This window comes from Lysobacter sp. BMK333-48F3 (assembly GCF_019733395.1).
Classification (GTDB): Bacteria; Pseudomonadota; Gammaproteobacteria; order Xanthomonadales; family Xanthomonadaceae; genus Lysobacter.
The window spans coordinates 2,995,587-3,021,725 of sequence record NZ_JAIHOO010000001.1; the positions used below are offsets into that span (position 1 = coordinate 2,995,587).

At 70.0% G+C, this 26,139-nt stretch carries 23 protein-coding genes; 12 read left to right on the forward strand and 11 right to left on the reverse strand.

Annotated elements, in window-relative coordinates; genetic code table 11:
- Window positions 1-121: 121 nt before the first annotated feature.
- Window positions 122-2,554 (forward strand): TonB-dependent receptor, encoded by a 2,433-nt coding sequence (locus K4L06_RS12745; protein WP_221671716.1) that lies wholly within the window; start codon window positions 122-124, stop codon window positions 2,552-2,554.
- 135 nt (window positions 2,555-2,689) lie between these two features.
- The gene (locus tag K4L06_RS12750) at window positions 2,690-3,058 is read left to right on the forward strand and encodes a TfoX/Sxy family protein (RefSeq protein ID WP_221671717.1); all 369 of its coding nucleotides are present in this window, start codon (window positions 2,690-2,692) and stop codon (window positions 3,056-3,058) included.
- A gap of 301 nt (window positions 3,059-3,359) precedes the next feature.
- Here K4L06_RS12750 and K4L06_RS12755 read toward each other — a convergent pair whose 3' ends face one another.
- Complete coding sequence (locus K4L06_RS12755) at window positions 3,360-4,259, reverse strand: LysR substrate-binding domain-containing protein (RefSeq protein ID WP_221671718.1); 900 nt, start codon at window positions 4,257-4,259, stop codon at window positions 3,360-3,362.
- Between the two features lie 135 nt (window positions 4,260-4,394).
- On the opposite strand from K4L06_RS12755, the gene K4L06_RS12760 reads away from it, so the two are divergent.
- The 3 genes from K4L06_RS12760 to K4L06_RS12770 all read left to right on the forward strand — a co-directional run bounded on the left by K4L06_RS12760 (window position 4,395) and on the right by K4L06_RS12770 (window position 7,269).
- A complete protein-coding gene (locus K4L06_RS12760) occupies window positions 4,395-4,691 on the forward strand; it encodes a cupin domain-containing protein (RefSeq protein ID WP_221671719.1) in 297 nt (98 codons plus the stop codon).
- A 357-nt stretch (window positions 4,692-5,048) separates the two neighbouring features.
- A complete protein-coding gene (locus K4L06_RS12765) occupies window positions 5,049-5,957 on the forward strand; it encodes a DMT family transporter (RefSeq protein ID WP_221673622.1) in 909 nt (302 codons plus the stop codon).
- Between the two features lie 418 nt (window positions 5,958-6,375).
- Window positions 6,376-7,269: a cyclase family protein gene (locus K4L06_RS12770; protein WP_255595106.1), complete on the forward strand. Its 894-nt coding sequence runs from the start codon at window positions 6,376-6,378 to the stop codon at window positions 7,267-7,269.
- A 21-nt stretch (window positions 7,270-7,290) separates the two neighbouring features.
- On the opposite strand, the gene K4L06_RS12775 is transcribed toward K4L06_RS12770, so the two are convergent.
- Window positions 7,291-8,214: a LysR family transcriptional regulator gene (locus K4L06_RS12775; RefSeq protein ID WP_221671720.1), complete on the reverse strand. Its 924-nt coding sequence runs from the start codon at window positions 8,212-8,214 to the stop codon at window positions 7,291-7,293.
- Between the two features lie 87 nt (window positions 8,215-8,301).
- Between K4L06_RS12775 and K4L06_RS12780 the strand changes: the two genes are divergently transcribed.
- The gene (locus K4L06_RS12780) at window positions 8,302-8,952 is read left to right on the forward strand and encodes an NAD(P)-dependent oxidoreductase (protein WP_221671721.1); all 651 of its coding nucleotides are present in this window, start codon (window positions 8,302-8,304) and stop codon (window positions 8,950-8,952) included.
- An 87-nt stretch (window positions 8,953-9,039) separates the two neighbouring features.
- On the opposite strand, the gene K4L06_RS12785 is transcribed toward K4L06_RS12780, so the two are convergent.
- A complete protein-coding gene (locus K4L06_RS12785; protein WP_221671722.1) occupies window positions 9,040-9,951 on the reverse strand; it encodes a DUF72 domain-containing protein in 912 nt (303 codons plus the stop codon).
- Window positions 9,948-10,373, reverse strand: coding sequence for a VOC family protein (locus K4L06_RS12790; RefSeq protein ID WP_221671723.1), 426 nt, complete (start codon window positions 10,371-10,373; stop codon window positions 9,948-9,950). Before K4L06_RS12790 ends, K4L06_RS12785 begins: the two co-directional genes overlap by 4 nt.
- A gap of 113 nt (window positions 10,374-10,486) precedes the next feature.
- Here K4L06_RS12790 and K4L06_RS12795 point away from each other — a divergent pair, with 113 nt between their 5' ends.
- Complete coding sequence (locus tag K4L06_RS12795; protein WP_221671724.1) at window positions 10,487-10,837, forward strand: GFA family protein; 351 nt, start codon at window positions 10,487-10,489, stop codon at window positions 10,835-10,837.
- Between the two features lie 540 nt (window positions 10,838-11,377).
- On the opposite strand, the gene K4L06_RS12800 is transcribed toward K4L06_RS12795, so the two are convergent.
- From K4L06_RS12800 to K4L06_RS12815, 4 genes are all read right to left on the reverse strand, one after another.
- Window positions 11,378-11,668, reverse strand: a complete 291-nt coding sequence (locus K4L06_RS12800; protein ID WP_221671725.1) for a hypothetical protein — start codon at window positions 11,666-11,668, stop codon at window positions 11,378-11,380.
- Window positions 11,652-14,003 (reverse strand): FdhF/YdeP family oxidoreductase, encoded by a 2,352-nt coding sequence (locus K4L06_RS12805; protein ID WP_221671726.1) that lies wholly within the window; start codon window positions 14,001-14,003, stop codon window positions 11,652-11,654. The genes K4L06_RS12800 and K4L06_RS12805 overlap by 17 nt, the downstream gene beginning before the upstream one ends.
- Window positions 14,000-14,866 (reverse strand): formate dehydrogenase accessory sulfurtransferase FdhD, encoded by an 867-nt coding sequence (gene fdhD / locus K4L06_RS12810; RefSeq protein ID WP_221671727.1) that lies wholly within the window; start codon window positions 14,864-14,866, stop codon window positions 14,000-14,002. Before fdhD ends, K4L06_RS12805 begins: the two co-directional genes overlap by 4 nt.
- Before the next feature lie 189 nt (window positions 14,867-15,055).
- Window positions 15,056-16,927: a DUF885 domain-containing protein gene (locus tag K4L06_RS12815; protein WP_221671728.1), complete on the reverse strand. Its 1,872-nt coding sequence runs from the start codon at window positions 16,925-16,927 to the stop codon at window positions 15,056-15,058.
- Window positions 16,928-17,944: 1,017 nt separating this feature from the next.
- On the opposite strand from K4L06_RS12815, the gene K4L06_RS12820 reads away from it, so the two are divergent.
- Together K4L06_RS12820 and K4L06_RS12825 are read left to right on the forward strand one after the other, a co-directional pair.
- Window positions 17,945-20,596, forward strand: a complete 2,652-nt coding sequence (locus K4L06_RS12820; RefSeq protein ID WP_221671729.1) for a TonB-dependent receptor — start codon at window positions 17,945-17,947, stop codon at window positions 20,594-20,596.
- Window positions 20,597-20,934: 338 nt separating this feature from the next.
- Window positions 20,935-21,786: a DUF4349 domain-containing protein gene (locus K4L06_RS12825; RefSeq protein ID WP_221671730.1), complete on the forward strand. Its 852-nt coding sequence runs from the start codon at window positions 20,935-20,937 to the stop codon at window positions 21,784-21,786.
- Window positions 21,787-21,896: 110 nt separating this feature from the next.
- Here K4L06_RS12825 and K4L06_RS12830 read toward each other — a convergent pair whose 3' ends face one another.
- On the reverse strand, window positions 21,897-22,193 hold the full coding sequence (locus tag K4L06_RS12830) for a hypothetical protein (protein ID WP_221671731.1): 297 nt from the start codon (window positions 22,191-22,193) through the stop codon (window positions 21,897-21,899).
- 103 nt (window positions 22,194-22,296) lie between these two features.
- Between K4L06_RS12830 and speG the strand changes: the two genes are divergently transcribed.
- On the forward strand, window positions 22,297-22,908 hold the full coding sequence (gene speG / locus K4L06_RS12835; protein ID WP_221671732.1) for a spermidine N1-acetyltransferase: 612 nt from the start codon (window positions 22,297-22,299) through the stop codon (window positions 22,906-22,908).
- Between the two features lie 79 nt (window positions 22,909-22,987).
- On the opposite strand, the gene K4L06_RS12840 is transcribed toward speG, so the two are convergent.
- Complete coding sequence (locus tag K4L06_RS12840; RefSeq protein ID WP_255595625.1) at window positions 22,988-23,857, reverse strand: peptidylprolyl isomerase; 870 nt, start codon at window positions 23,855-23,857, stop codon at window positions 22,988-22,990.
- A gap of 326 nt (window positions 23,858-24,183) precedes the next feature.
- Between K4L06_RS12840 and K4L06_RS12845 the strand changes: the two genes are divergently transcribed.
- Entirely contained in the window at window positions 24,184-24,549 is a 366-nt protein-coding gene (locus tag K4L06_RS12845; RefSeq protein WP_221671734.1) for a PadR family transcriptional regulator, read from the forward strand.
- Window positions 24,546-25,490, forward strand: coding sequence for a sensor domain-containing protein (locus tag K4L06_RS12850; RefSeq protein WP_255595107.1), 945 nt, complete (start codon window positions 24,546-24,548; stop codon window positions 25,488-25,490). The genes K4L06_RS12845 and K4L06_RS12850 overlap by 4 nt, the downstream gene beginning before the upstream one ends.
- A 92-nt stretch (window positions 25,491-25,582) precedes the next feature.
- Here the strand turns inward: K4L06_RS12850 and K4L06_RS12855 are convergent, their stop codons facing one another.
- Window positions 25,583-25,975: a hypothetical protein gene (locus tag K4L06_RS12855; RefSeq protein WP_221671736.1), complete on the reverse strand. Its 393-nt coding sequence runs from the start codon at window positions 25,973-25,975 to the stop codon at window positions 25,583-25,585.
- Between the last annotated feature and the right edge of the window lie 164 nt (window positions 25,976-26,139).

The window sequence follows — 26,139 nt, forward strand, 5'->3', positions numbered from 1 at the left end:
CCGCCCGGCGGACCGCGGCGACCGGGAATTTTTGCGAATCCGGTTGCCGGGCTGTGCACGAACTGTCGTCTTGGCGATAGGCTAGGCGGATGCCCCGCCCGCCCCAGCCAAGGATCCCGCTATGACGTCTTCCCGTTTCCGCCCCGGTCGCGCCCGCCTGTTCTGTGCCATCCAAGGCGCGCTGCTGGCCGGCGGCCTGTTCGCCGGTACCGCCGCCGCCCAGGACGCCGCCGCACCTGCGCCGGCGCAGGAGAGCGAGGCGCGCACCCTGGAAACGGTCTCGGTGCTGGGCTCGCGCCGCAGCCAGCGGTCCTCGGACACCACTTCGATCTCGCCGGTCGACGTGTTGCCGATGGCCAAGAACGCCGAAGAGGGCGCCCAGTTCGACCTCGCCCAGTCGCTGCAGTACGCCGCGCCCTCGTTCAACTCGACCCGCCAGAGCGGCGCCGACGGCGCCGACCTGGTCGACTCGGCCGCGCTGCGCGGCCTGGGCTCGGACCAGACCCTGGTCCTGGTCAACGGCAAGCGCCACCACACCACCGCGCTGCTCAACCTGTTCGGCGCGCGCAACCGCGGCAACACCGGCACCGACCTCAACACCATTCCGCTGATGGCGATCGACAGCGTCGAGATCCTGCGCGACGGCGCCGCCGCGCAGTACGGCTCCGACGCCATCGCCGGGGTCATGAACATCTCGCTGAAGAAGCGCAAGGGCTGCGAGGCGGTCGCCGGCTACGGCCAGTACTCCAAGGGCGACGGCGAGAACTGGCTGGCCAGCGCCTACTGCGGCTTCGCCCTCGGCCAGGACGGCAGCATCGGCATCACCGGCGAATGGCAGGACCGCGGCCGCTCCGACCGCTCCGAGCCGGCCGGCAGCCCGCGCATCATCGGCGACTCCAAGGTCGAGAACCGCACCTTGTTCCTCAACGGCGACAAGCCGCTGGGCGAGAACCTGGACCTGTACTTCACCCTCGGCGTGCAGAAGCGCGACGCCTCCTCGGCGGCGTTCGCGCGCGACGGCCTGGGCTCGGAAGACATCCCCTCGCGCAACTCGGCGGCGATGTACCCCGACGGCTTCGTGCCCTTCATCGACGGCGAACTCGACGACCGCTTCGGCATCCTCGGTCTGCGCTGGGCGATGGGCGAGTGGAACGCCGACCTGTCCTACACCTACGGCTACAACAAGCTGCGCTATCGGATCAACAACACCCTCAACGCCTCGATCGCCAACCTCGACCTGCTCAACGGCGGCAAGGGCGTCAGCGCCGACAGCTTCGACGCCGGCGGCTTCTCGTTCGAGCAGAAGACGGTGAACTTCGACGTCAGCCGCTTCTACGACCAGGTCTTCAACGGCCTCAACCTGGCCTTCGGCCTGGAGCGCCGCGACGAGCGCTACAAGATCTTCGCCGGCGAGCCGGGCTCCTACATCGACGCCGACGGCGTCGGCTTCGGCGGCAACGCCGGCAGCCAGGGTTTCCCGGGCTTCCAGCCGGCCGACGCTGGCGGCCACAGCCGCGACAGCTGGGCCGCCTACGCCGACGTCGAAGCCGACTTCACCGACCGCTTCACCGCCGGCGTGGCGGTGCGCTACGAGGACTACAGCGACTTCGGCAACACCACCACCGGCAAGCTCGCCGCCGGCTTCCGCGCCACCGACACGCTGATGCTGCGCGCCTCGGCCAGCACCGGCTTCCGCGCGCCCTCGCTGCAGCAGAAGTACTTCTCCTCGACCATCACCGACTTCGTCAACGGCGAACCGGTCGACGTGGTGATCGCGCCCAACGGCGGCACCATCGCCAACGCCGCCGGCCTGCCGCTGCTGACCAAGGAGAAGTCGCGCAACTACACCGTCGGCCTGACCTGGTCGCCGACCGCCGACACCTCGCTGACCCTGGATGCGTACCGGATCGACATCGACGACCGGATCGTGCTCAGCGGCCGCTTCGACACCACCGATCCGACCATCGGCGGCATCCTGCAGTCGCTCGGCGTCGGCCAGGCCCAGTTCTTCGTCAACTCGGTCGATACCCGCACCGACGGCATCGACCTGACCTTCAACCACGAGCGCGAACTCGGCAACGACTTCAAGCTCGGCACCTTCTTCGCCCTCAACCTCAACCGCACCGAGGTCAAGGCGATCCACGCGCCGCCGGCGCTGATCGGGCGCGAGGACGTGTTGCTGTCCGAGCGCGAGCGCTTGTTCATCGAGCAGGGCGCGCCCAAGTCCAAGGCGGTGCTGGGCTTCGACCTGTCGCGCGGCCCCTGGGAAGGCAATCTGAAGATCATCCACTTCGGTCCGCAGACCCTGGGCACCTTCTCCGGCACCGCCGCCGGCGTGCCGAACGCGCACTACAAGGCCAAGACCTCGGCCGACCTCAGCGTGACCTACGCCTTCAGCGAGAACACCAAGCTGACCGTCGGCGGCGCCAACCTGTTCGGGGTCAAGCCGACCCGGCAGAACCCGGACGAGACCGACAACGGCCACGTGTTCGACAGCGTCCAGTTCGGCCTCAACGGCGCCTCGTACTTCGTCCGCCTGTGGCACAAGTTCTGAGTCCTGCCGGATAAAGCCCGATCGAGAGAGCCCGGCGCGAGCCGGGCTTTTCTCTTCGCCGTTCGTCTGCGCAGCTTTGCCTTTCCGTCGGTGAGGACGCTGACGGCGCGCCTGCGCGGCGCTACGATGCGCCGCATGAGCGACGACTTCATCGCCCACCTGCGCGATCTGGCCGCCGACTTCGGCGCGCTGAGCGCGCGCCGCATGTTCGGCGGCTACGGCCTGTACCACGACGGCCTGATGATCGGCCTGGTCGCCGACGAGACGCTGTATCTGAAGACCGACGAGATCAGCCGCCCGCGTTTCCTAGCCGCCGGCTGCGAACCCTTCGTCTACGACCGTCAGTGCAAGCCGATCGAGATGAGCTACTGGACCGTGCCCGAGTCGGCGATGGACTCGCCGCAGGACATGCGGCCGTGGCTGCGCCTGGCCTTCGAGGCGGCGTTGCGCAAGGCCAATGCGCCGGCGAAGAAGAAATCCTCGCGGCGTCCACGCCCTTTGTAGGAGCGGCGTCCACGGGGATTTCCTCCGGTCACAAGCCGCGACAGCCGAAGCGATGGAATATCACGCCTCGGCCCGAGGCGGTGGCGCTCGGCGCATGCGGTCGCCGTTTGGATTTCGGTCCCCGCGCTTGCGTACGTCGCTGCGGCGGTCGCGGCTTGTGAGCGGAGAAATCCCTGTGGGACGCCTCCTGCAGGCGATGGGGGCGGGCGATGGGTTCGGGCTTCGATCAGTGGCGGCGGCCTTGGTTTTTCTGCGCGTCCCGTGGTCGCGGCTCGCGCCGCTCCTACCCCCTTGCAGGTGCTCAAGCCGGCGGTGGGTCGCCCTTGTCGACCGCCAGCAGCCAATCGAGGAAGGTCTTGGCCGCGGGGCGCAGGCGGCGGTGGGCGGGGTAGATCGCGTAATAGCCCCAGCGCGCCGGCATCGCCGGGCCGGGCAGGCGCTGCAACTGGCCCGAGCGCAGATAGGGCACGGCGATCTGCGCCCGCGCCAGCGCCACGCCCAGGCCCTGCGCGGCCGCCATCATCGCGTCGGTGGTGTCGCTGAAGGTATAGCGCTCCTCCAGTTTGCAGCCGTGCACGTCGGCGGCGCGGAACCAGTCGTGCCAGCCCTGGCGCGCGTGGTCGGCGATCAGCGGCAACTCGGCGATCTGCGCCGGCGTGCGCACCCGTTCGATCCCGGGCATCCGCGGCGAGGCGACCGGAAACAGGCTGTCGTCCATCAACGGGTGCGCGGTCAGGCCCGGCCAGTGGCCGGCGCCGTGGCGGATGCCGAGGTCGGGGCCGCCGTCGTCGAAGCGGGCCAGGGCGATCTCGGTATCGAGGCTGAGCTGGATCTTGGGGTGAGCGCGGGTGAACTCGGGCAGGCGCGGCAGCAGCCAGGTGTAGGTCAGCGAGTGCAGGGTGGTGATGCGGACCCGGTCGCGGTCGTCGCGGGCCAGGCGCAGGCTGCGCAGCACCCCGTCGACGTCGGCCAGCGCGGTGCCGGCGGCGTCGGCGAGTTGGCGGCCTTGCGCGGTCAGCGCCACGCCGCGGGCATGGCGCTGGAACAGGCTGACGCCGAGCCGGCTTTCCAGCTTGCGCACGTGGTGGCTGACCGCGCTGGCGGTCAGATGCAGTTCCTCGGCGGCATGGGCGAAGTTCTGGTGCCGCGCCGCCGCCTCGAACGCCGCCAGGGCCGGCAGCCAGTCCGCTCGCAATGCCATCGGAGCCTCAAATATGGTTTGTGGCTGGATGCGAAAGTATGCGCTTGCATCGGGTTGCGGGCCAGTCAGAATAGGCGGCAGGGAAAAGCCAGATTGTCGTCGCGACCCGCGCGACCCGCCATCCAGTACTTGCGCATGAGCCTCATCGACCTGCTTGCGACCTCCGCCGAACTGCCCGACGCCTGGCGCTCGACCGTGGTCGGCCGCTTCGGCGGCGCCAACTTCAAGCTGGTGCGGATGGACGACGGCGGGTACGAGGAAGAGACGCACGATTTCGCCGAGGGACTGCTGGTGCTCGACGGCGCCATGAACCTGAGCATCGGCGACCAGATCGTCGAAGTCGGGGCAGGGCAGCTGTACGTGGTGCCCGCGGGCGTGGCCCACGGGGTCGCGCCGGGCAGCCGCGGCACGCTGGTGATTTTGGATGTCTGAGACCGGTTGCGAGAGCGCGGACGTCTGAGCAGGGACGTCTGAGCGAGGACGGCGGGCCGGATCGCGGTCGGTTCCGATTCGTTCTAGCCGTCAGCTCTTGCATGGATTTCGTTCTTGCATAGATCCGGATATCGGCACCCGGGCCGCGCGCCGATACTGCGATCGGCTCCCGTGTTGGATTGCATCAAGCCAGGGCCGGCGCCGATCCACCGCAACGCGCGCAACGGCGTCGCCGCCGCTGCGCCCAACGCGCCGCCGCGAGGCCGGGCGCGGCCGTATTCCCCCGCAGGCGCCCGCATCGCGCGGCCGCCGCTTTCGAGGATTTAGCGCATGCGTTCCCCCGAGCTCGCCGCCAGCATGACTTCCAACGGCTCCGCTTCTTCGGCCGCCGTCGCCACCGATTCCGCGCGCGCCGGCTGGCGCACGCCGCTGGAGCTGACCGTGCTCGGCGCGATCTGGGGCGGCTCGTTCCTGTTCATGCGCGTGGCGGCCAAGGACTTCGGCGCGCTGCCGCTGGTGGAGATGCGCCTGGGCCTGGGCGCGCTGATCCTGCTGCCGTTCCTGTGGAAGGCGCGCGAGTCGTTCCGCGGCGGCAAGATCTGGGCCAAGCTGGCCCTGATCGGCCTGATCAACTCGGCGGTGCCGTTCGTGCTGTTCGCCTGGGCCGCGCAGCGCGCGCCCGCCGGCATCGGTGCGATCACCAACTCGATGGCGGTGCTGTTCACCGCCTTGGTCGGGTTCCTGTTCTTCGGCGAGAAAATCGGCCTGCAACGCGCGATCGCGCTGCTGGCCGGTTTCGCCGGCGTGGTGGTGCTCGCCAGCGGCAAGACCGCCGGCGCCAGCATCGGCTGGGCGGTCGCCGCCGGCTGCACCGCGGCTTTCCTGTACGGGATCGGCGCCAACCTGGTCCGGCGCCAGCTGACCGGCCTGCCGGCCGCGGCGGTGGCCGCCGCGACCTTGGGCACTTCGGCCCTGCTGACCCTGCCGTTCGCGATCGCGCAATGGCCGGCGCACGCGATTCCGGCCAAGTCCTGGCTGTCGGCGGCCCTGCTCGGCGTGCTCTGCACCGGCATCGCCTTCGTCATGTACTACCGGCTGATCCAGCGCATCGGCGCCGGCCGCGCGGTCGCGGTGACCTACCTGGTGCCGCTGTTCGGCGTCGCCTGGGGCTGGATGCTGCTCGGCGAACCGCTGACCGCGACCATGCTGGCGGCGGCGGTACTGATCCTCGGCAGCGTCGCGCTGAGCCAGCGCGCGGCGAAGTAAGCACGGTCGGCGACGACGGCGAAAGAGTGCGGCGCGGCGACGCTCGGCTGGCAGCAGCCGCGGCAGACTTCTGAAATCGTCATTCCCGCGAAAGCGGGGTGAATGGATGCGCTTGCGAACCATGGGTTCGCGCATCCGAGAACGCCAGGGCGCTTTGCGCCCTGGCCGGGTCGTCAAGCCTTCGGAGTCGTGTCGCGGTGGAGCCCTGGATTCCCGCCTTCGCGGGAATGACGAGCAAAACCGTAGCCTCAGGCTTTAGCCTTTCCCGATTCCCGATTCCCGATTCCCGATTCCCGATTCCCGATTCCCGATTCCCGATTCCCGATTCCCGAGTCCCGAGTCCCGAGTCCCGATTCCCGATTTCCGAGTCCCCATTCCCCATTCCCCATTCCCCATTCCCCATTCCCGACCCAAAGCCTTGAACGCCATCCAACACCGCGTCCAGTTCGACTTCGAAATCGAGTTCAGCAACGGCGGCGGCCTGCAAGGGCAGGGCTTCCGCCTGGACATCGACGGCGACGACATCGGCGATGCCGAATTGATCGACTACATCGTGCGCGACCTGCGCCTGCTGATGGTCGGGCCGGCGCGCATCCTCAACAAGCGCATCATCGTCGAGGCGCACAAGCGCAAGGATGCGCTCGAGACCGGCCGGCTGCGCTACGTCGATCTCAGCCACACCATCGAGGACGGGCTGGTGACCTATCCCGGCCTGCCGGCGGCGCACGTCTGCGATTACCTCAGCCGCGAACGCTCGCGCGAGATCTACGAAGCGGGCACCGAATTCCAGATCGGCCGCATCGACATGGTCGCCAACACCGGCACCTACATCGACTGCCCGTCGCATCGCTACGCCGACGGCAAGGACTTGTCGCAGATCGGCCCGGAAGACTGCGCCGATCTCGACGCCATCGTGGTGCGGGTGCCGGCGGAGGTGCAGGCGATCGACGTCGAGCGCTTCCGCGACCTGGAGCTGCGCGGCCGCGCGGTGCTGGTGCATACCGGCTGGGACCGCCACTTCGCCACCCCGGCCTACGCCGACGGCCACCCCTTCCTGACCGAAGCCGCGGCGCGCTGGCTGCGCGATTGCGGGGTCAAGCTGGTCGGCATCGATTCGATGAACATCGACGACACCCGCGGCAAGGCGCGACCGGTGCATACGGTGCTGCTCGGCGCCGGGATCCTGATCGTCGAACACCTGCGCAATCTGGCCGCGGTGCCGGACCAGGGCTTCCGCTTCAGCGCGGTGCCGCCGAAGGTGAAGGGCATGGGCACTTTCCCGGTGCGGGCGATCGCGACCCTGGCGGACTGAGCGCGCCGCGCCGCGGCCGGCTCAGGCGCCGGCCGAGGGCGCGTTCGCGTCGAGATAGGCCTGCAACGCGGCGATCGCCTGGCGCACCTTGGCCGGCTGCGCATCGCGCTGGGCGGTGACCGCGTACACGCCCAGCGGCGGCATCGACCACTCCGGCAGCACCGGCACCGCGCGGCCCTCGGCCAGCAACGGCAGCGCGTCGGGCTCGGGCAGGCGGACGATGCCCAGGCCCTGCAGCATCATCTGCTGCACGGTGCGCGAGTTGTTGCTGACGATGCGGCCACCGACCCGGACCCGCTGCGCGGGCTCGCCGGGACGGTGCATCTCCACGTACTCGGGCTGATTGATCACGCTGAGGATGATCAACTCGTGCCGGGCCAGCTCGGCCGGCGTGCGCGGCAAGCCGTGCTCGCGCACGTACTCGGGCGCGGCGACCAGCAGATGCCGCCATTCGGCCATGCGCCGCGCGATCAGGTTGGAGTCGACCAGCCGGCCGATCCGGATCGCCAGGTCGATGCGCTCGCCGATCAGGTCGATCTGGCGGTCGTCGGCGAACACCCGCAGCGACAGCGCCCGATGCGCGCGCATCAGCGGCGCCAGCGCCTGGGCCAGGTGGGCGGCGAAACCGATCGGCACGGCGATGCGCAACTCGCCGCGCGGTTCGTCGCGCAGATTGCCCAGGCGGCCGTCGGCGTTGCGCGCGGCGTGCAGCATCGCCGCGCAGTCCTCGTAATAGGCCTGGCCGACCTCGGTGGTGGTGAGCTTGCGGGTCGAGCGGTGCAGCAGCACCACCCCGGTTTCGGCCTCGAGCTGGCGCAGTTGCTGGCTGACCGCCGAGGGGGTCATGTCCAGCTCGCGCGCGGCCGCGCTCATCGAGCCCAGCTCGACCACCCGGGCGAACACGGCCATGCGCTTGAGGCGGTCTATCGTGAAGTCCAGCTTCATGGTCCTAGTCCGATCGGGCGGATTATCGCCGCGTCTGTTAGTGGTCAGACTAGATCCCGTCCCCACTTACTGCAACGGAGTCGTCCCATGAACCTCGTCCTGATCGGCGCCACCGGCTATGTCGGCCGCGCCCTGCTCGAAGAAGCCCTGCAGCGCGGCCACCAGGTAACCGCGGTCGCCCGCGATCCCTCGGCGCTGCCGGCCCGCGACGGCCTGCGCCTGCGCCCGGGCGCGATCGACGGCGGCGACCCGGCCCGGGCGGCGGAACTGGTGCGCGGCGCCGATGCGGTGATCGCCTCGCTCAACGTCGGCGGCTGGAGCAACCCAAACCTGGAAGACGACACCGTCGCCGGCTACGCCCAACTGGTCGACGGCCTGAAGCAGGCCGGAGTGCCGCGCCTGCTGGTGGTCGGCGGCGCCGGCAGCCTGGAAGTCGCACCGGGCCAGCAGTTGCTCGACCAGCCCGGCTTCCCGGATCAATGGCGCGGCGGCGCCGAGGCGATGCGTCGGGTGCTGGGCACCCTGCGCGACGAGCGCGAACTGGACTGGAGCTTCCTGTCGCCGGCCGCGCACCTGGTGCCGGGCGAACGCACCGGCCGCTTCCGCCTCGGCGGCGACCAATTGCTGGTCGACGAGCAGGGCGAAAGCGCGATCTCGGTGCAGGACTACGCGTTGGCGATGATCGACGAGCTGGAACAGCCGGCGCATTCGCGGCGGCGGTTCACCCTGGCGTACTGACCAAGCCAGGAACGAGTGGAGAGGAACGGGTAACCAGCGAAAGAATCGGCGAAACAGGCGGCGTTCTTGCTGGTTGCTCTTTTCTCTTCACTTTTTGCCGGCCCCGAGCCGATCGATCAGCCCCATCGCCGCCGCCGGATTGCGTTCCTTGGCGGCGCTGATGAAATAGACGAAGACTTCGCGCGGCGGCGCGTCGGTCTGCGCCGCGGCGACGTGCGGCAGGTCGGCGCAGTCGCCACCGCGGGCCCACAGGCGGGCGCGCTCGGCCCAGGCCTGCAGTTCGTCGTCGGGATAGCCGGTGTCGACGCCGGCGCGCGAGCGCATCAGGCGCGCATAGACGAAGTCGCCGGTGAGATCGGCCAGCGACGGATACTCGTCGGAGTCGGTGAACACCGTGGCGATGCGTCGTTCGCGCGCCAAGGCCAGATAGGCCGGATCGAGGAAACTGGGGTGGCGCACTTCCAGCACGTGCTTGAGCGCTCGTCCGTCCAGTTCGCGCGGCAGGGCGTCGAGAAACGGCGCCAGGTCGTCGCGGTCGAAACGCCGGCTCGGCGCCAGCTGCCACAGGATCGGACCGAGCCGGTCGCCGAATTCGCCCAGGCCGCCGTCGATGAAGGCGCGCGCGCCGTTGCCGGCGCGGGCCAGCGCGCCGGCCTGGGTGATGCGCCCCGGCGCCTTCAACGAGAACACGAAATGCTGCGGGGTTTCCGCCGCCCATTTGGCGTAGGTCGCCGGCTTCTGCGCGCTGTAGAAAGTGCCGTTGATCTCGATGCTGCTGAGCCGGCGGCTGGCGTATTCCAGTTCGCGCCGTTGCACCAGCTTGTCGGGATAGAAATTGTTCCGCCACGGCACGAAGGTCCAGCCGCCGATGCCGACGCGGATGCCGTCGACGGCGGCCGGTCCCGGGCCGAAATCGCCGGCGGATGCGGCCGTCTTGGCCGGAGCGGGCGCGGCGAACAGGTCGTCGGCGGGTGCGGAAGCGGAGCGTTTGCGGTTCATAAGGTCCAGGGGTTGTAGGTGCCGAACCACCACAGCCGGCCTTCGAGGTCGCGGCAGGTGTAAGCGCGGCCGCCGAAGTCCTGATCGGCGATGTCGGCGACGATCTGCGCCCCGGCGGCGCGGGCGCGGGCGTAGTGCTCGTCGGCATCGGCGACGATGACCGAGCAGGCCTGAGTTTCGCGTCCGCCGATCTCATCGGGTTGGACGATGCGGCGGGCCCATTCGTTGTCGTCGTCCTCGACCACCGAGCCGAGCATGATCATGCCCGGCCCGTAGGTCAGCTGGGCATGGTGGACGATATCGCCGTCGGCGTAGACGGCATGCTTCTCGAAACCGAAGGCGCGGCACAGCCAGTCGATCGCGGCCGGCGCGTTGCGGTAGCGCAGCGAGGGGATGATGGTGCTGCCGGCGATGGGGTCCATGGATGCGCTCCTGGCAGCGGGACGCAGGCGGCCCGCGGATGACGAACGTCAGGCGACGAGGATAGCGCGGCGGCGTTATTCTCGCGTCTTCGACGGCGCGGGAGGGAACGGCTATGACGACGTATACCGGCGGCTGCCACTGCGGCAAGATCGCCTACACGGTCGAAGGCGAGATCGAGCAGGCGATGGACTGCAATTGCTCGATGTGCCTCAAGCGCGGCGGCCTGCTGTGGTTCGTGCCGCGCGCCTCGATGAGCCTGACCACCGATCGGGCCGAGCTGGGCACCTACCACTTCAACAAGAACGCGATCGATCACCACTTCTGCCCGAGCTGCGGCATTTCGCCGTTCAGCGAAGGCAAGATGCGCGACGGCTCGCCGATGGCGGCGATCAACGTACGCTGCCTGGACGGGATCGACTTGAGCCAGATCAAGATCGTGCCGATCAACGGCCGCGAGTTCTGAGTCCGGCCAGCGGCGCGGTCGCCCTCCTGTAGGAGCGGCGTGAGCCGCGACCACCGAAGCGATGTCATACCACGCTGTCGCAAGAAGCGAGGTTCGCCAGGGGGTTCCAGAACGTTGCGATGATGGCTTCGGCAAGTAGCGCTTGCGTTCATCGCTTCGGTGGTCGCGGCTTACGCCGCTCCTACAGGGGGAAGCGCGTCCTTCGCGGCTTATGCCTTGCCCGCGGGCGGAGGCCCATCCTCGAGACGGGCGCGGCCGCGCTCGGTCAGCACGGCCTCGAGGATGGGCCTCCGCCCGCGGGCAAGGCATAAGCCGCGAAGGACGCGCTTCCCCCTGTAGGAGCGGCGTAAGCCGCGACCACCGAAGCGATGAACGCAAGCGCTACTTGCCGAAGCCATCATCGCAACGTTCTGGAACCCCCTGGCGAACCTCGCTTCTTGCGACAGCGTGGTATGACATCGCTTCGGTGGTCGCGGCTTATGACCGGAGGAAATCCCCGTGGGACGCCGCTCCTACAGGGGGAAGCGCGTCCGTCGCGGCTTACGTCTTGCTCGCGGGCGGAGGACCGTCCTCGAGACGGGCGCGGCCGCGTTCGGTCAGCACGGCGATGCGGGTTTCGCCGCGCGCGTCGCTGCGCACTTCGATCCGCACCCAGCCCAGGCCGGCGTGTTCGCCGATCGGGTCCTCGCCGATCCAGGCCAGCTCGCGCAGCAGCACGCTCATGCGCAGGCCCAGGCGCTTGCACAGCCGCGGCAGCGACACGCCGCCGGGCTCGGCCGCGAGCGCGGCGAGCAGGCGCGGGGTCGGACTGCCTTCAGTCCACTCGGACATGGCCGATGTCCCGCGCCGACTGCAGTCCCGCGTCCGCGACCGGACGATGCGGATGGACCACCACCGGAATCGATTTCGAGGTCGGCGTGCGCGCCTGGTCGGCGAAGCTCGACAGCGGCACCAGGGCGTTGGTCTCCGGGTAATAGGCGGCCAGGCAGCCGCGCGGAATGTCGTACTCGACCAGCAGGAAGCGCCGGGCGATGCGTTGCACGCCGTCTTCGCCCAGGCTTTCCAGGTCGACCCAGTCGCCGGCCGCGAGGCCCAGCGCGGCGATGTCCGCGCGATGGATGAACACCACCCGGCGTTCGCCGAACACACCGCGGTAGCGGTCGTTCAAGCCGTAGATGGTGGTGTTGTACTGGTCGTGCGAGCGGGTCGTGGCCAGGTTGAACACCGGTTGCGCCTGCGCCGCGCGGGCGCGATGCAGCGGCAGGTCGGTCGGCACCGCGTGCGGCTTGAACAGCGCCTTGGCTTGCGGATTGAGCCAGCGCCGTTCGGCGGCGGCGTTGGGCAGATGGAACCCGCCGGGTACGCGCACGCGCCGGTTGAAGTCGTGGAAGTCGTCGAACACCTGCGCGATCAGATCGCGGATGCGGTCGTAGTCGCCGGCCAGCCAGCGCCACGGCAGCTTGCTGCGTGCGCCCAGCGTGGCCTCGGCCAGACGCGCGACGATCGCCGGCTCCGACAGCAGCATCGGATCGGCCGGCGCGTTGATGCCGGCCGACAGGTGGACCATGCTCATCGAGTCCTCGACCGTGACCGCCTGCGGGCCGGCCTCCTGCAGGTCGATCTCGGTGCGGCCCAGGCAGGGCAGGATATAGGCCTCGCGCCCGTGCACCAGGTGGCTGCGGTTGAGCTTGGTGGTCACGTGCACGGTCAGCTCGCAACCGCGCAGCGCGCGGTGGGTGGCTTCGGTGTCGGGCGTGGCGGTGGCGAAGTTGCCGCCCAGGCCGAAGAACGCCGTGCAGCGGCCGTCGAGCATGGCCTCGATCGCGCCGACCGTGTCGTGGCCGGGCGCGCGCGGCGGCTCGAAGCCGAACACCTGCTGCAGCCGGTCGAGGAACGCGGCCGAGGGCTGTTCGTAGATGCCCATGGTGCGGTCGCCCTGCACGTTGCTGTGGCCGCGCACCGGGCAGGCGCCGGCGCCGGGCCGGCCGATGTTGCCGCGCATCAGCAGCAGGTTGCACAGCATCTGGATGGTCGCGACCGAATGCTTGTGCTGGGTGATGCCCATGCCCCAGCAGAAGATCGCGCTGCCGGCGCGGGCGTAGATATCGCCGGCGCGCTCCAGCTCGTCCCGGCTCAATCCGGATTCGGCGCAGATCGTTTCCCAGGGCTCGCCGGAGACGTCGGCGGCGAAGGCCTCGAAGCCCTGGGTGTGCTCGGCGATGAAATCCAGGTCGAGCGGGCGCGCGCCGCCGTCGCGCCGCGCCCGGGCGTCGAGTTCGAGCACGCGCTTGGCGATGCCCTTGGCCGCGGCCAGGTCGCCGCCGATGCGCAACTGGAAATAATCCGAGGAGATCCGGGTCGAGCCGTTGTGCAGCATCTCCCGCTTGTCCTGCGGGTCGGCGAAGCGCTCCAGGCCGCGTTCGCGCAGCGGGTTGAACGAGACGATCGCGGCGCCGCGCTGGGCCGCGCGGCGCAGCTCGCCGAGCATGCGCGGGTGGTTGGTGCCGGGGTTCTGGCCGAAGATGAAGATCGCGTCGGCGAGTTCGAAATCGCGCAGCTGCACCGTGCCCTTGCCGACCCCGAGCTGGGCCTTCATCGCCGTGCCGGAAGGCTCGTGGCACATGTTGGAGCAGTCGGGAAAGTTGTTGGTGCCGAACTCGCGCACGAACAACTGGTACAGGAACGCGGCCTCGTTGCTGCAGCGGCCGGAGGTGTAGAACAGCGCGCGGTCGGGCGAATCCAGCGCCGCCAGTTGCGCGCCGATGCGGGCGAAGGCCTCGTCCCAGCCGATCGGCAGGTACTTGTCGCTGGCCGCGTCCCAGCGCATCGGATGGGTCAGCCGGCCCTGGTTTTCCAGCCAGTGATCGCTGTAGCGGGCCAGTTCGGCCACGCTATAGCGGGCGAACAGCTCCGGCGTGGCGCGGTGGCGGGTGGCCTCGGCGGCCACCGCCTTGGCGCCGTTCTCGCAGAACTCGAAGGTCGAGGTGTGGTCGCGATCGGGCCAGGCGCAGCCGGGGCAATCGAAGCCGTCGGGCTGGTTCGCAGAGAGCAGAGTGCGCGCGCCGTGCACCGGCACCTGCTGTTCGAGCAGATGCTGGGCGACGCTGCGCAACGCGCCCCAGCCGCCGGCCGGGCCGTCGTAGGGGCGGATGGTCTTCTTGCTCATGGCGGGGTTCCGGTGGCGTCGGCGGCGTCGTCGAGCAGGCGCTGGGGATGGGTGTAGACCGCGTAGCCGTCGTCGCGGGCGAAGCCGACCAGGGTCAGTCGCGCGCTGTCGGCCAGGGCGATGGCCAACGCGGTCGGCGCCGAGATCGCCGCGAGCAGGACGATGCCGGCCTGCGCGGCCTTCATTGCCATCTCGTAGCTGGCCCGGCTGGTGACCACGGCGAAGCCTTGCGCGGGATCGATCCGGGCGGCGGCGAGGGCGCCGATCAGCTTGTCCAGCGCGTTGTGCCGGCCGACGTCCTCGCGCACCAGCGCGATCCGGCCGTCGCCGGCGGCCCAGGCCGCGGCGTGGGTGGCGCCGGTCAGCGCATTGAGCGGCTGCTGCGCGCGCAACTCGCGCAGGGCGCGGGCGAGGGCGGCGCCGGCGATCGGCGCGCCGGCAGCGACCTGCGGCGGCGCACGCAATACCGCATCCACGCTTTGGCTGCCGCACACGCCGCAACCGCTGCGCCCTTCCAGGCTGCGCCGGCGTTGGGCCAGGGCCTGCGCGCGCGGCTCGGGGATGCGCAGGCACAGCTGTGCGCCGTCCAGGCCGTGGGCGACGGCTTCGATGCGCAGCTCGGAGGGCGCGGCGACGATGCCTTCGCTGAGAGAGAAGCCCAGGGCGAAGTCTTCCAGGTCGGCCGGGGTCGCCATCATCACCGCGAACGGCGCGTCGTTGTAGACCAGGCTCACCGGCACTTCGGCGGCGATCGCGTCGAGGCCGTCCTCGCGGCGATCGCCGCGGCGGCGATGCACTTGCCGCCGCACCGCGCCGGGTTCGGCGGCGATCTCGGCGGCGGACGGGTTCGGGTTCGCAATCATGGCAGCGGCCGCGGGGCGGCCTTCCTCTCGGCGCGACGGTAGCATGCCCGCGGCGGCGGCGCGGACCGTGCGTCGGCGCCGCCCCGACGAGGCGGCTACGAGGCTAGCGCAAGCGGCGCGACGGAACCATCGCCGCCGGCACAAAGCGCGGCGGCGCGGCGCCCGGCGCGATTCGGCGGCCGCCGCGGTTCAGCGGATCGGCTCGTCCAGCACCAACTGGCGCACGAAGCGCACCGGCGGCGCGCCGTAGGACAGCACCTGGTCGTGGTAGGCCTTCTGCTCGAACTTGTCGCCGAGCTTGGCCTGCACCGCCTTGCGCATGTCGAAGTGCTCCTGCGCGCCGACGAAGTAGGTCGGCAGCTGGGCCGAGGTCAGCTGCGCGCGCACCCACTTGCCTGCGGCTTCGCGCTCTTGCTGGAAGGTCTGCCGGGTCATGAACTCCATCGCCTGCTCGCGGCTCCAGTCCTCGACCTGCACGCCCTGGTCGAGGATCGCGTTGCCGATGCTGCGCAGATAGAACTTCAGCTGGACCAGGCGGAACAGCGGATCGCCGCCGAGGTAGCCGGCATCGGCCATCATGTCCTCGGTGTACACCGCCCAGCCTTCGGCGAACACGCCCGAGCGCAGCACCGCGCGCAGGGTCGAGGGCGCCTTGGCCGAATGCGCGCCCTCCAGGTAGTGGCCCGGCATCGCCTCGTGGATCGACAGCAGGTGGACCATGCGCGAGTTGTATTCGCGCAGGAACGAATCGACCTGCTGCGGGTTCCAGTCGTCGGGAATCGGCGAGATCGCGTAGTAGGTGTCCAGGCCCTTGTCGAGCGGGCCCGGCGAGTCGCAGTACGCCAAGGCCACGCCGCGCTGGAACTCCGGCATCAAGATGATCTTGACCGGCGCGTCGGGCACGGTGACCAGGTTCTTGGCGCGGGTGAAGGCGGTGGCCTCGGCGGTGGTCTGCTTGGCGAATTCGACCACCTTGTCGCGCGCCGGCTTGTCGGCATAGGCCAGCTCCAGCGCCGCCTCGATCGCCTTCTGCTGCTGTTCGGGGGTCGGCTTGTCCGGCAGTTCCGGCGCGCCGGGCTTGCCCTTGAGCTCCTGCTGGGCGATCGCGTACATCTCCTGGCGCACCCGCGCCAGTTCGGCCTGGGCGCGCTGCATGATCTCGGCGCGCGACAGCGAGGCGTTGAGCGAGAACTTCAGCTTCTCGTCGTACAGGGTCTGGCCGATGCGGAAATTGCCCTTGGCGTTCGGCACCAGGGTCTGGTCCAGCCACTGCTGCTGCTCGGCCACCGCCTTGCGCAAGCCGGCCACCGCCGCGTCCAGGCGCTTGCGCTCGGCGCCCTTGAGCTGGCCGGCGTTGGGGACGATGAAGGTGTCGATCAGGCTGAGCACGCCCGCGTTCTGCTTGGACACGGTCTCGGCGTGGATCTTCGGCACCCGCGCCGGGTCGAGGTTGGCGCGCGCCTGGGCGAAGATCTGCGGGATCTTCTCCATGCGCGCGGTCGCCGACTTCAGCCGCTGCGGCATCGGCGCGAACTCGCGCGCCATCAGGTTGTAGATCGCATCGCCGGCCAGGCCGTTGTAGATCAACGGATCCCAGGCCCAGCTCTGCAGGGTCTGCAGCGACCACACTTCCGATTCCAGGCGATTGCGCAGGATCGCCGCGTCGACCTGGTTCTCGCGCGACAGCTTGGCGGCGTCGACGGCGTCGAGCTCGGCGAGCAGCTTGCGGTTGAAGTCGAGCTGGCGCTGGCGGCCGGCGGCGCTGAGGTCGTCGATCTCGGCGTCGTAGCGGTGGTCGCCGATCTGGGTGGCGCTGACCGGGTTGAGCCGCATGACTTCGTCCAGCCAGCGCTTGGACAGCGCCGCGAAGGCGGTGTCGACGGCCGGGTCGGCGGCGCCGGGCGCGGCGGTCGCGGCCGGGGCGGCGCCGGCCGCGGGCTGGGCGGCGCTGTGCGGGCCGCAGCCGGACAGGGCCAGGGCGAGCAGGGCCGGAGCGAGCAGGGCCAGCGCGAGCGGGCGCGGCGCCGGAGCGAACGGGGAGGGGGAGGGGCGCAGACGCATATCCATATCGGGTCGTGGCAGGCGGCGGTGGCCGCGATGCGCGGAGGATAGGCCAAGCCGCAGGGCCCCGCATGGGTCATTCGTGGGGCCTTCGCTGCGCCGCGGCCGTGCCGTTGCGGGCGCGGCACGGGCGTGGGCGCGCGGGCGACGCCGTCGGCACCGGCGACCGCCGTGCTCGGCACCGCCGGCCGCCCGCTCGGGCATGGGGCCGGAGGCCGATTCCGGCGCAGTTACCGTGTCCAGGGTCGGATTTCGGCGCCTCGCAGGGCGGCGGTGTCATAAGCATCGGTAATGTCCTCATGCGCACTGCGGCGCACTTGACGGAATCTGTCCGAACCGCCTGCAAGCCAGCAGCGGCGCGGGTTCCGGCGGCCCCGCCAGGCGCCGTGCCGGGCCGGCGCATTCGGCACAAGGCAGGGTGAGCTGCGAACCATCGCCCGGGAGTGGCGAAAAAATAGCCAGCCGGGGCCGGGCGCGGTTTGACGTCGCTTTATCGCGATGCAACATATCTCCCGTCGCCGCCCTGGCGACGTCCGAATCCATGCAGACCGCCGCCGTGAACCCAGCCGCCCCGACCCGCCGACCGATCGCCGCACCGCGCCGAATGCGCGCGTGTCGCCGGTCGATGCGTCGCTGTTGAAGCGCTTCGTTCCGTCTCCCGTTCGCGCATCGCCCGCCTTAGCGGCAACGCGTTCGCCTCCCGGTCGCTGTCCTGGTTCGTCTTCGCTCATGTCCGCTTCGCTCCTCGATTCTTCGCTGCCGCCCGCCTGCGCCGCCGTCCGCCGCGCACCGCGCATGCGCCACGTCTGTAGCCGGCGGGTGATGCCCTGACGGGCTGAACCTGCCGCCGGTTTCGCCCGCTCCGGAACGGTGCGCGGCTTTGCGGTCGATCCGCATCGCGTCGTACCCCTCCCCAACGTGACTTCGCTGCGCCCAGCGCAGCGCGGACGGCTGCGCGCCGTTCCGGTCGGGCCTTTGTTTTCGCTTCGCCTCTCTCTTCGACTCAGGAATCCACCCATGTCCCTCGTTTTCGCTGCTTCCCGCACCGGCGTGCGTTACCGACGACTCGCCCTCGCGCTGTCCCTGGCGCTGGCCGCGCCGCTGGTCCTGGCCGAGGAGGCCGCGCCGCAACCCGACGCCGAGCCCGGCGTCACCCTCGACGCGGTCCAGGTCACCGGCTCCAACCTCAAGCGCAGCGACGAAGCCGGGGTCAACCCGGTGCTGGTGCTGGACCGCGCGCAGATCGAGAAGAGCGGCAAACTCACCGTCTCCGACCTGCTGCGCAGCCTCACCGTCAACAGCGGCAACAGCTTCAACGAGCAGTACACCGGCAGCTTCGCCAACGGTTCGGCCGGCGTGTCGTTGCGCGGCCTGAGCCAGAAGAACACCCTGGTGCTGGTCAACGGCTACCGGGTCGCGTCCTACGGTTTCGCCCAGAACACCCAGGACAATTTCGTCGACCTCAACGCGCTGCCGCTGGGCGCGATCGAGCGGGTCGAAATCCTCAAGGACGGCGCCTCGGCGCTGTACGGATCCGACGCGATCGCCGGCGTGGTCAACCTGATCCTGCGTCGCAAGATCGAAGGCATCGAACTCGACGCGGCCTACGGCGCGGCCACCGAAGGCGGCATCGACCAGCACCGCATCGGCCTGCGCGCCGGCCGCGGCGACCCGGCCAGCGATCGCTACAGCCTGCGTTTCAGCCTCGACGTGTTCCAGCGCGGCCGGCTCGACGCCGACGAACGCGACCTGACCCGCGACGGCGATTACCGCGATCAGCCCGGCGGGCGCCTGGCCGGCTGGTCGACCCAGGGCGGCGCCTACCTGAGCAATCCGCGCGCGCCGGTCGCCTTCCCGTGCCAGCCGGGGACCCAGTCGCGGCCGTACAGCGACTTCGGCAGCCCGCTGCCGGGCAACGCCTGCGCCTTCAACACCCAGCCGTTCCGCACCCTGGTCCCGGACGTGGAGCGCTACCAGGCGCTGCTGGCCGGCGACGTCTGGTTCAACGATTCGCTGCAAGGCTTCGCCGAAGTGCTGTACAGCACCAGCCACAACGGCACCTATTTCAGCGCGCCGATGACGGTCGGCGCCGGCCTGCGCGCCTACGACCGCAGCACCGGCCGCCTGGTCGACATTCCGGCGGTGTTGCCGGTCGGCCACCCGAACAATCCCTACGCGACGCCGACCCCGTTCGAGTACTCGTTCCTCGACCTGGGCGCGCGCTACAAGATCAACAAGTCGGAGTTCTCGCGGGTGCTGTTCGGCCTGCGCGGCAAGGGCGAGACCTGGGACTGGGACGTCGCCGCCAGCCATTCGGAAAGCCGCCAGCACGAGTACGTGCGCAACTTCCTCAACCGTTACGCGTTCGAGCAGACCCTGCGCGACGGCAGTTACGACTTCCTCGATCCCGCGCGCACTCCCGGCGCGCTGGAGACGCTGCGCCTGTCGACCCGGCGCCCGGGCACGTATCGGCTGAGCACGCTCAGCGGCAAGATCTCCGGCTTCCCGTGGCAGTGGCGCGCCGGCGACGTCGGCGTCGCCGCCGGGGTGGAGTTCCGCAACGAGGCCCAGGACGCGCGCACCAGCCCGCAGGTGCTGTCGGGCACCGAACTGCGCCCGGCGATCAACCTGATCGACGGCGACCGCCGGGTCTCGGCGGCGTTCTTCGAACTCAGCCTCAAGCCCTGGCAGCAACTGGAAGTGCAACTGGCCGGCCGCGGCGACCACTACAGCGACTTCGGCAGCGCGTTCTCGCCCAAGCTCGGCCTGCGCTGGCAGGCCAGCGACGACTTCCTGGTGCGTTTCAACGCCTCGCGCGGCTTCCGCGCGCCGTCGCTGCCGGAAATCGCCCAGAGCACCACGATCAGCTATGGCAGCGTGATCGATCCCTACGATCCGGTGCAGCCGGGCGCCTCGCGCGGCGTCACCATCCTGCGCGCCGGCAATCCGGAGCTGAAGGCCGAGCGTTCCAGCAACATCAACCTCGGCCTGCTGTGGTCGCCGGACGCCGACACCAGCCTGGGCGTCGACCTGTACCGGATCCGCCAGGACGACCTGATCGCGCCGGACAGCGTGCAGTACGTGGTCTCCAATCCGCAGCTCAACCCGGGCCGGATCACCCGCGACGCCCAGGGCCGCCTGCAACTGGTCGAGAACCGCTACGCCAACCAGGGCACCCTGACCACCACCGGCTTCGACATCGAGGGCCGCAAGGTCTGGCGCGCCGGCGACGCGGCCTGGACCCTGGACGGCACCTGGACCCGCCTGCTGAGCTACGAGCAGCCGCAGGTGGCCGGGCAGGGCGCGCTGGAAGGCGCCGGCGGCAACCGCTTCGGCGCGCTGCCGAAGTGGCGCGGCATCACCTCGCTCAACTACGGCCGCGGCGACTGGAACGCGCAGCTGTCGTGGCGCTACATCGGCGGCTACCGCCAGCAGGTGGTGGACGCGCGCAGCAACCCGGGTCTGGACGCCAAGGTCGACGATCACCATCAGTTCGATCTGTACCTGGGCTACGAGGGCCTGCGCGACACGACGCTCTACCTGTCGGTGCAGAACCTGGCCGACAAGGACCCGCCGTTCGATCCGGCCGGCGGCGCGCTGCCGTACGACATCAGCCAGTACGACGCGCTGGGGCGGTTCGTCACGGTCGGGTTCAAGCACAAGTTCTGAGCCCGGCGCGGCCAGCCGCCGCACGGGGACGGAGGGGGTTAAGCGCGCTTAACCCCCTCCGTCCCTTCGTCGTTGCGCAGTCCGCGAGGCCCAAGGCCCGTCATGCCCGCGTAGGCGGGCATCCAGGGCTTTATCCAGGCATGGCTCCGAAGTCTCTGGATCCCCGCCTTCGCGGGGATGACGGCTCGAAGATCCGGCGCAGCCGCCAACCCCGTTCCGCCCCGACCCGCGTTGATGTATCCACGACAACGGCGGCGCTGGGCGGATCCGCGTCCGCCGGCGGCGATGGCATAGTGCCGGGGCCGAACGGATCACGGACTGGGGCAGGGAGAACGGATATGGCATATGGATTCGCGAAGCGGCTGCTGGCCGCTGCGCTGGTGGCGGGGACCTTGGCGGGCGCGGCGGGCTGCGCCAGGCACGACAGCGAGGCGGCCGCCGACGGCACCGCAGCCTCTGCTGTGGCGGCGCCGGCGGCGCCGCCGGCGGAAGGCGGCAGCGCCGACAAGCCCGACCTCGGCGTGCTGCTGGCCTACCAGCATCGGGTGCTGCTGCGCCTGCCCGGCGAGCGCATCGCGACCCAGGCGCAGGCGGTGCGGGCCGGCTGCGACTCGGGCAAGTTCGGCGCCTGCGCGGTGTTGGAGATGAGCCAGACCGGCGGCGATTTCCCCAGCGCGATGGTGCAGGTGCGGATCGTGCCGGCGGGCGTCGAACCGCTGGTGGCGTTGGCCGGCAAGGGCGAGGAAATCTCCGACCGCAGCATCCAGGCCGACGACCTGGCCGCGGCGGTGCGCGACAACGCCATGCTGCGCGACCGGTTGCAGAAAGAGCATGCGCGCCTGTTGGAATTCCAGCAGCGCGACGACCTCAAGCTCGCCGACGTGCTGACCCTGTCCAACCGCATCGCCGAGCTCGAGGCGCAGTTGCAGGGCGCGCAGCAGGAAGCGGCGCAGCAGCAGCGGCGGATCTCGACCCAACTGATCACCTTCGATTTCGAAACCACCCGCAGCCAGGCCAGCCGCAGCGAAATCGGCGAAGCGTTCCGCGATTTCGGCGGCATCGTCGCGTCGGTGGTCGCGTTCCTGATCCGCGCGATCGCGGTGCTGCTGCCGCTGACCCTGGCGGTACTGCCCTTGCTGTGGCTGCTGCGCCGCTATCTGCGCAAGCGCCGCCAGGCGCGCGGCGGCTGAGCCTCGACCGGCGGCGGATCCGGCATCGCGCGCCCGCGTCCGGGCACCGATCCGCTGCCGGCGCAGCGGATTGTGCGCGGCCCGCGCCGATCCGCCGGCCGCGCGAAGGATCAGCGCGCCTCGTCGTGCTCGAATTCGACCAGCACGTCCAGATCGAAGGCCAAGGCTTCCACCGCCTCGCGCACCCGCGCGGCGGTGTAGTCGTTGGGCGCGTCGATCTCGATCTCGTGGATGCCGGGGCCGGCGTCGTCGGGCAGGCCGGCGGAGCTGGAGTCGGCATCGTCCATGTGCGGCATCAGGTCGGCGACTTCCTCGACGTGCTCGATGCCGTCGAGGCTGGACAGCAGGTTGCCGATCGCGCGGGCGTCGGTTTCGTTGCCGGTGACTCGCAATCGAAGCAGGGGCATGGCGTGGCCTCGGCGCTGGGGGTGATTCGAGGCTAGGCAGGGGTCGGCTAAGGCGCCGTGAAGCGTCACACCGCCGCCGTGGACGATGGAGTAGGGTGGCGTCATGAATGCGACCGACGCCAGCGATACGATCCATGACGAATCCGCCGCGGCCGGCGAAGCCGTGCCGATCGTGACCCTGCGCCCGCTGGAGCGCGGCGATCTGCACTTCGTCCACGTGCTCAACAACAACCGCAGCGTGATGGGCTACTGGTTCGAGGAGCCGTACGAATCTTTCGTCGAGCTCGAAGAGCTGTACCGCAAGCACATCCATGACCAGTCCGAACGCCGCTTCATCGTCCAGGACGGCGGCCAGGAGCGGGTCGGCCTGGTCGAGCTGGTCGAGATCGACCACCTGCACCGGCGCGCCGAATTCCTGATCATGATCTCGCCCGAGCAGCAGCGGCGCGGCTATGCGCGCGCCGCGACCCGGCTGGCGATCAGCTACGCGTTCCGGGTGCTGAACCTGTACAAGCTGTACCTGCTGGTCGACGTCGACAACACCCACGCGATCCGCATCTACGAGGACGCCGGCTTCCGCCGCGAAGGCGTGCTGATCGACGAATTCTTCAGCGACGGCCGCTACCACGACGTGGTGCGGATGTGCCTGTTCCAGCATCAGGCGCTGGGCGTGAGCGAGGACGGGCCGCTGTCGCGGCGCCAGCGCCGCGACTGAGGCCTGCGCGCCGCGCTGGCGGCAGCGGGCTCGCGGTACCGGCCCGGCCCCGGCCGTGCGGCCGGGGCGGAAGGGCGCCTCAGCGCTTCTTGGCCTTGCCTTTGCCCTTGTCCGCGGCCGCCGCCGCGGCGGCCTCGCGCACCGGCACCGGCACGTTGCAGATGTTGATGTGGCCGGCCGGCTGCAGGTACCAGTCGTCGCGGCGGTTGCGGCGCGATTCGACCAGTTCGGCGAACAGCGGCGTATCGGTGCGCAGCACTTCCAGGTTGGCGCGCTCGGCCTTGGGCACGTCGCTGGCGAGGCGGATCGCGCGGATCGGCGTGCGCTGCGCCGGATCGGCGTAAAAGCCCAGCGGGCCGGTGCCGCGCGGCAGCGCCGAGAGCAGTTCGATGCCCTGGACGACCCGGCCGACGGTGGTGATGTTGCGGTCCAGGTGGCGCGGCGACTGGCCGATCACCACGTAGAGTTCGGCGCCGTTGCTGGAGTCGGCGGCCATGTCGCGGCCGGCGCCGACGGTGCCGTAGCAATGCGCCAGCCAGCTGCTGCCGGTGGCCGAATCGCGCGCGGCCGGGAAGCCGGCGACGAAGCCGGCTTCGCTCGCCCAGCCGTCGGCGTCGGGCAGCACGGTCATCGCCAGGCCCTGGCTCTTGCGCGCGAACTCGGCCGGCAGCTTGGGCTTGACCCCGCGCCCCAGCGGCTTGCGCTTGGCCGCGTCCTCGGCGTTGCCGTCGCCCCACTGCACGACGTAGTTGTCCTGGGCGCGGTTGATGCTCAGGCCGTTCCAGTAGCCGTTCGACGCCAGGGCGCGGATGTTGGCCACGTGCGCCGGCGCGAACTGCGGCGCCAGCTCGATCACCACCCGGCCGGCGGTCAGTTCCAGGTACAGGGTGTTCTTCGGATCCAGCGCGCGCCAATCGCCGGGCCGGCTGGCCTCGAGCACTTGCTGCATGGTCCGGCCCTTGCCGGCGGCGGTCTGGGCCTGGGCGGCGGGCAGGGCGGCGGTCAACAGGCAGAACAGGGCGGCGTGCGGCATCCAGCGCATCGGGCGGTCTCCGGAGCAAGGGCGTAGGGAACGGAAGCGCCGGCGCGGGGCCGGCGCGGTGAGGTTGGCGAGCATGGCATGGAGGCAGGAGTGAGCGTAGAGGAGCGAGGAGCGAGCAAGGCGCCGGCTCGCTCCTCGCTCCTCTCCGCTATTCACTGGCTATTACTATCAGCACATCCGCTATACCGAACTTCGCACTAGTCTGAACTCCAAGATAGCGGAAGGAGGCGGACGTGGACGAATTCGAAAGCCAACGGCGCAAGTTCCAGAAAGAGCTGAGCACCGGCACGGTCTCGCTGGCCCTGCTCGCCGTGCTCGGCGGGGCGGACGAACCGATGTACGGCTACCAGATCGCCAAGCGCCTGGAACGCGAGGGCGAGGGGGTGCTCAGCGGCAAGCAGAGCGCCCTGTATCCGGTGCTGCGCAACCTCGGCACGGCCGGGTTGCTGGACAGCCACGTCGAGCCTTCGGTGACCGGGCCGCCGCGCCGCTACTACCGCATTACCGACGCCGGGCGGCAGGTACTGCGCGAATGGGTCTCCGCCTGGCGCGCCACTCGCGATTCCGTCGATTCCGTACTCCAGGGGCTAGACCTATGAACGCCACCACCCACCATGCAGGTTCCGCTTCCGTCGCCGACACGGGCCTGCCGCGCTCCATCCCCGAGTACCTGGAGCGCCTGCGCGCGGCCCTGGCCGGCGCCGATCCGGCGCTGGTGCAGGACGCGCTGTACGACGCCGAGGAATACCTGCGCTCGGAACTGGCGGAAAACCCGGGCCGCAGCGAGGCCGAGGTGATCGCCTCGGTCGCCGGCAGCTACGGCGCGCCGGACGAAGTCGCCGAGATCTACCGCGACACCGAGGTCAAGGTGCAGACCGCGCTGCGGCCGCCGGCGCCGAAGCCGCGCAAGTCGCTGCTGGGCCGCTTCTTCGGCGTCGCCGCCGAACCGCGCACCTACGCCGCGCTGTTCTACATGCTGCTGTCGCTGGCCACCGGCGTGTTCTACTTCACCTGGGTCACCACCGGCCTGTCGGTGTCGATGGGGCTGATGATCCTGATCGTCGGCCTGCCGCTGCTGATCCTGTTCCTGGGCTCGGTGCGGGTGCTGGCCCTGGTCGAAGGCCGCCTGGTCGAGGTCATGCTCGGCGAGCGCATGCCGCGGCGGCCCTTGTACAGCCAGCGCGGCCGGCCGCTGCTGGAGCGGATCAAGGACATGTTCACCGATCCGCGCACCTGGGGCACGCTGCTGTACATGCTGCTGATGCTGCCGCTGGGCACGGTCTACTTCACCGTCGCGGTGACCGGGTTGAGCATCTCGCTGTCGCTGATCTTCTTCCCGCTGCTGCGCCTGATGGGCATCGGCACGATCCAGGTCGAGGGCTACGACGTGTTCGCCGCCTGGGAGCCCTGGTCGTGGCCGGCGACGGTGCTGGCGGGGGTGGTGGTGCTGTTCCTGACCATGCACGTCGCCCGCCTGGTCGGCCAGGTGCACGGGCAGTTGGCCAAGCACCTGCTGGTGCGCTCGGCGCAGTACGGCTGAGTCGCCGGCGCGGCGCGATGCGGCGCCGATCGGCGCGAACGAAAAAGCCGGCCGCAAGGCCGGCTTTTTCATCGACGTCGTCGCGTCGTCGCTCAGGGCAGGAAGCAGCTCATCTTCACCTGCAGGAACGCGACTTGTTCGTTCTGCATCGCCACCTGGCAGGTCGGGTCGGTCGAGGAACCGGCCTGCTGGCAGGTGGTGGCGCGCTGCTGCGAACGGATGTTGTACAGCTGGCGCTGAACCGCGCACATGCCGGTCGGGGCCGGGCACACGGCATCCATCATCTGCCAATAGACGTTTTCGACCTGCTGGCTCTGCAGGCACAGCGGGCTGTTCGGCCCCTGGGTGGTGCAGGCGTTGACGCGCTGGATGTGGCTGACCTCGACCTGCAGGCGCGCGCTCTGGCAGGCGGGGGTGGCGGCGGACGCGGCGCCTGCGGCCAGCAACAGCGCGGACAGGGCGGTGGATACGATGGCGATCTTCATCAGGCTCTCCTTAGCTGATCGGGATGGGTGAACATGGGGACGCGGCGATCCCGGCGCCGCGCCGGGCGCGACTGTAGCGGCTGCGGCGACGGCCTCGCCTGTGCCGTTCGGCCGATGCGGGTCGCAGAAAGCGAAAGCCCGGCCAGAGCCGGGCTTGTCCTGCG

Excerpts from the sequence above, each read along its gene's own strand:
- K4L06_RS12850 (WP_255595107.1), top strand. The coding sequence starts at position 24,546 with ATGAACGCCACCACCCACCATGCAGGTTCCGCTTCCGTCGCCGACACG.
- K4L06_RS12780 (WP_221671721.1), top strand. The coding sequence starts at position 8,302 with ATGAACCTCGTCCTGATCGGCGCCACCGGCTATGTCGGCCGCGCCCTG.
- K4L06_RS12855 (WP_221671736.1), bottom strand. The coding sequence starts at position 25,975 with ATGAAGATCGCCATCGTATCCACCGCCCTGTCCGCGCTGTTGCTGGCC.
- K4L06_RS12760 (WP_221671719.1), top strand. The coding sequence starts at position 4,395 with ATGAGCCTCATCGACCTGCTTGCGACCTCCGCCGAACTGCCCGACGCC.
- K4L06_RS12750 (WP_221671717.1), top strand. The coding sequence starts at position 2,690 with ATGAGCGACGACTTCATCGCCCACCTGCGCGATCTGGCCGCCGACTTC.
- K4L06_RS12765 (WP_221673622.1), top strand. The coding sequence starts at position 5,049 with ATGACTTCCAACGGCTCCGCTTCTTCGGCCGCCGTCGCCACCGATTCC.
- K4L06_RS12815 (WP_221671728.1), bottom strand. The coding sequence starts at position 16,927 with ATGCGTCTGCGCCCCTCCCCCTCCCCGTTCGCTCCGGCGCCGCGCCCG.
- K4L06_RS12800 (WP_221671725.1), bottom strand. The coding sequence starts at position 11,668 with ATGTCCGAGTGGACTGAAGGCAGTCCGACCCCGCGCCTGCTCGCCGCG.
- K4L06_RS12755 (WP_221671718.1), bottom strand. The coding sequence starts at position 4,259 with ATGGCATTGCGAGCGGACTGGCTGCCGGCCCTGGCGGCGTTCGAGGCG.
- K4L06_RS12825 (WP_221671730.1), top strand. The coding sequence starts at position 20,935 with ATGGCATATGGATTCGCGAAGCGGCTGCTGGCCGCTGCGCTGGTGGCG.
- K4L06_RS12805 (WP_221671726.1), bottom strand. The coding sequence starts at position 14,003 with ATGAGCAAGAAGACCATCCGCCCCTACGACGGCCCGGCCGGCGGCTGG.
- K4L06_RS12775 (WP_221671720.1), bottom strand. The coding sequence starts at position 8,214 with ATGAAGCTGGACTTCACGATAGACCGCCTCAAGCGCATGGCCGTGTTC.
- K4L06_RS12745 (WP_221671716.1), top strand. The coding sequence starts at position 122 with ATGACGTCTTCCCGTTTCCGCCCCGGTCGCGCCCGCCTGTTCTGTGCC.
- K4L06_RS12795 (WP_221671724.1), top strand. The coding sequence starts at position 10,487 with ATGACGACGTATACCGGCGGCTGCCACTGCGGCAAGATCGCCTACACG.
- K4L06_RS12790 (WP_221671723.1), bottom strand. The coding sequence starts at position 10,373 with ATGGACCCCATCGCCGGCAGCACCATCATCCCCTCGCTGCGCTACCGC.
- K4L06_RS12820 (WP_221671729.1), top strand. The coding sequence starts at position 17,945 with ATGTCCCTCGTTTTCGCTGCTTCCCGCACCGGCGTGCGTTACCGACGA.
- K4L06_RS12830 (WP_221671731.1), bottom strand. The coding sequence starts at position 22,193 with ATGCCCCTGCTTCGATTGCGAGTCACCGGCAACGAAACCGACGCCCGC.
- fdhD (WP_221671727.1), bottom strand. The coding sequence starts at position 14,866 with ATGATTGCGAACCCGAACCCGTCCGCCGCCGAGATCGCCGCCGAACCC.
- speG (WP_221671732.1), top strand. The coding sequence starts at position 22,297 with ATGAATGCGACCGACGCCAGCGATACGATCCATGACGAATCCGCCGCG.
- K4L06_RS12840 (WP_255595625.1), bottom strand. The coding sequence starts at position 23,857 with ATGCAGCAAGTGCTCGAGGCCAGCCGGCCCGGCGATTGGCGCGCGCTG.
- K4L06_RS12785 (WP_221671722.1), bottom strand. The coding sequence starts at position 9,951 with ATGAACCGCAAACGCTCCGCTTCCGCACCCGCCGACGACCTGTTCGCC.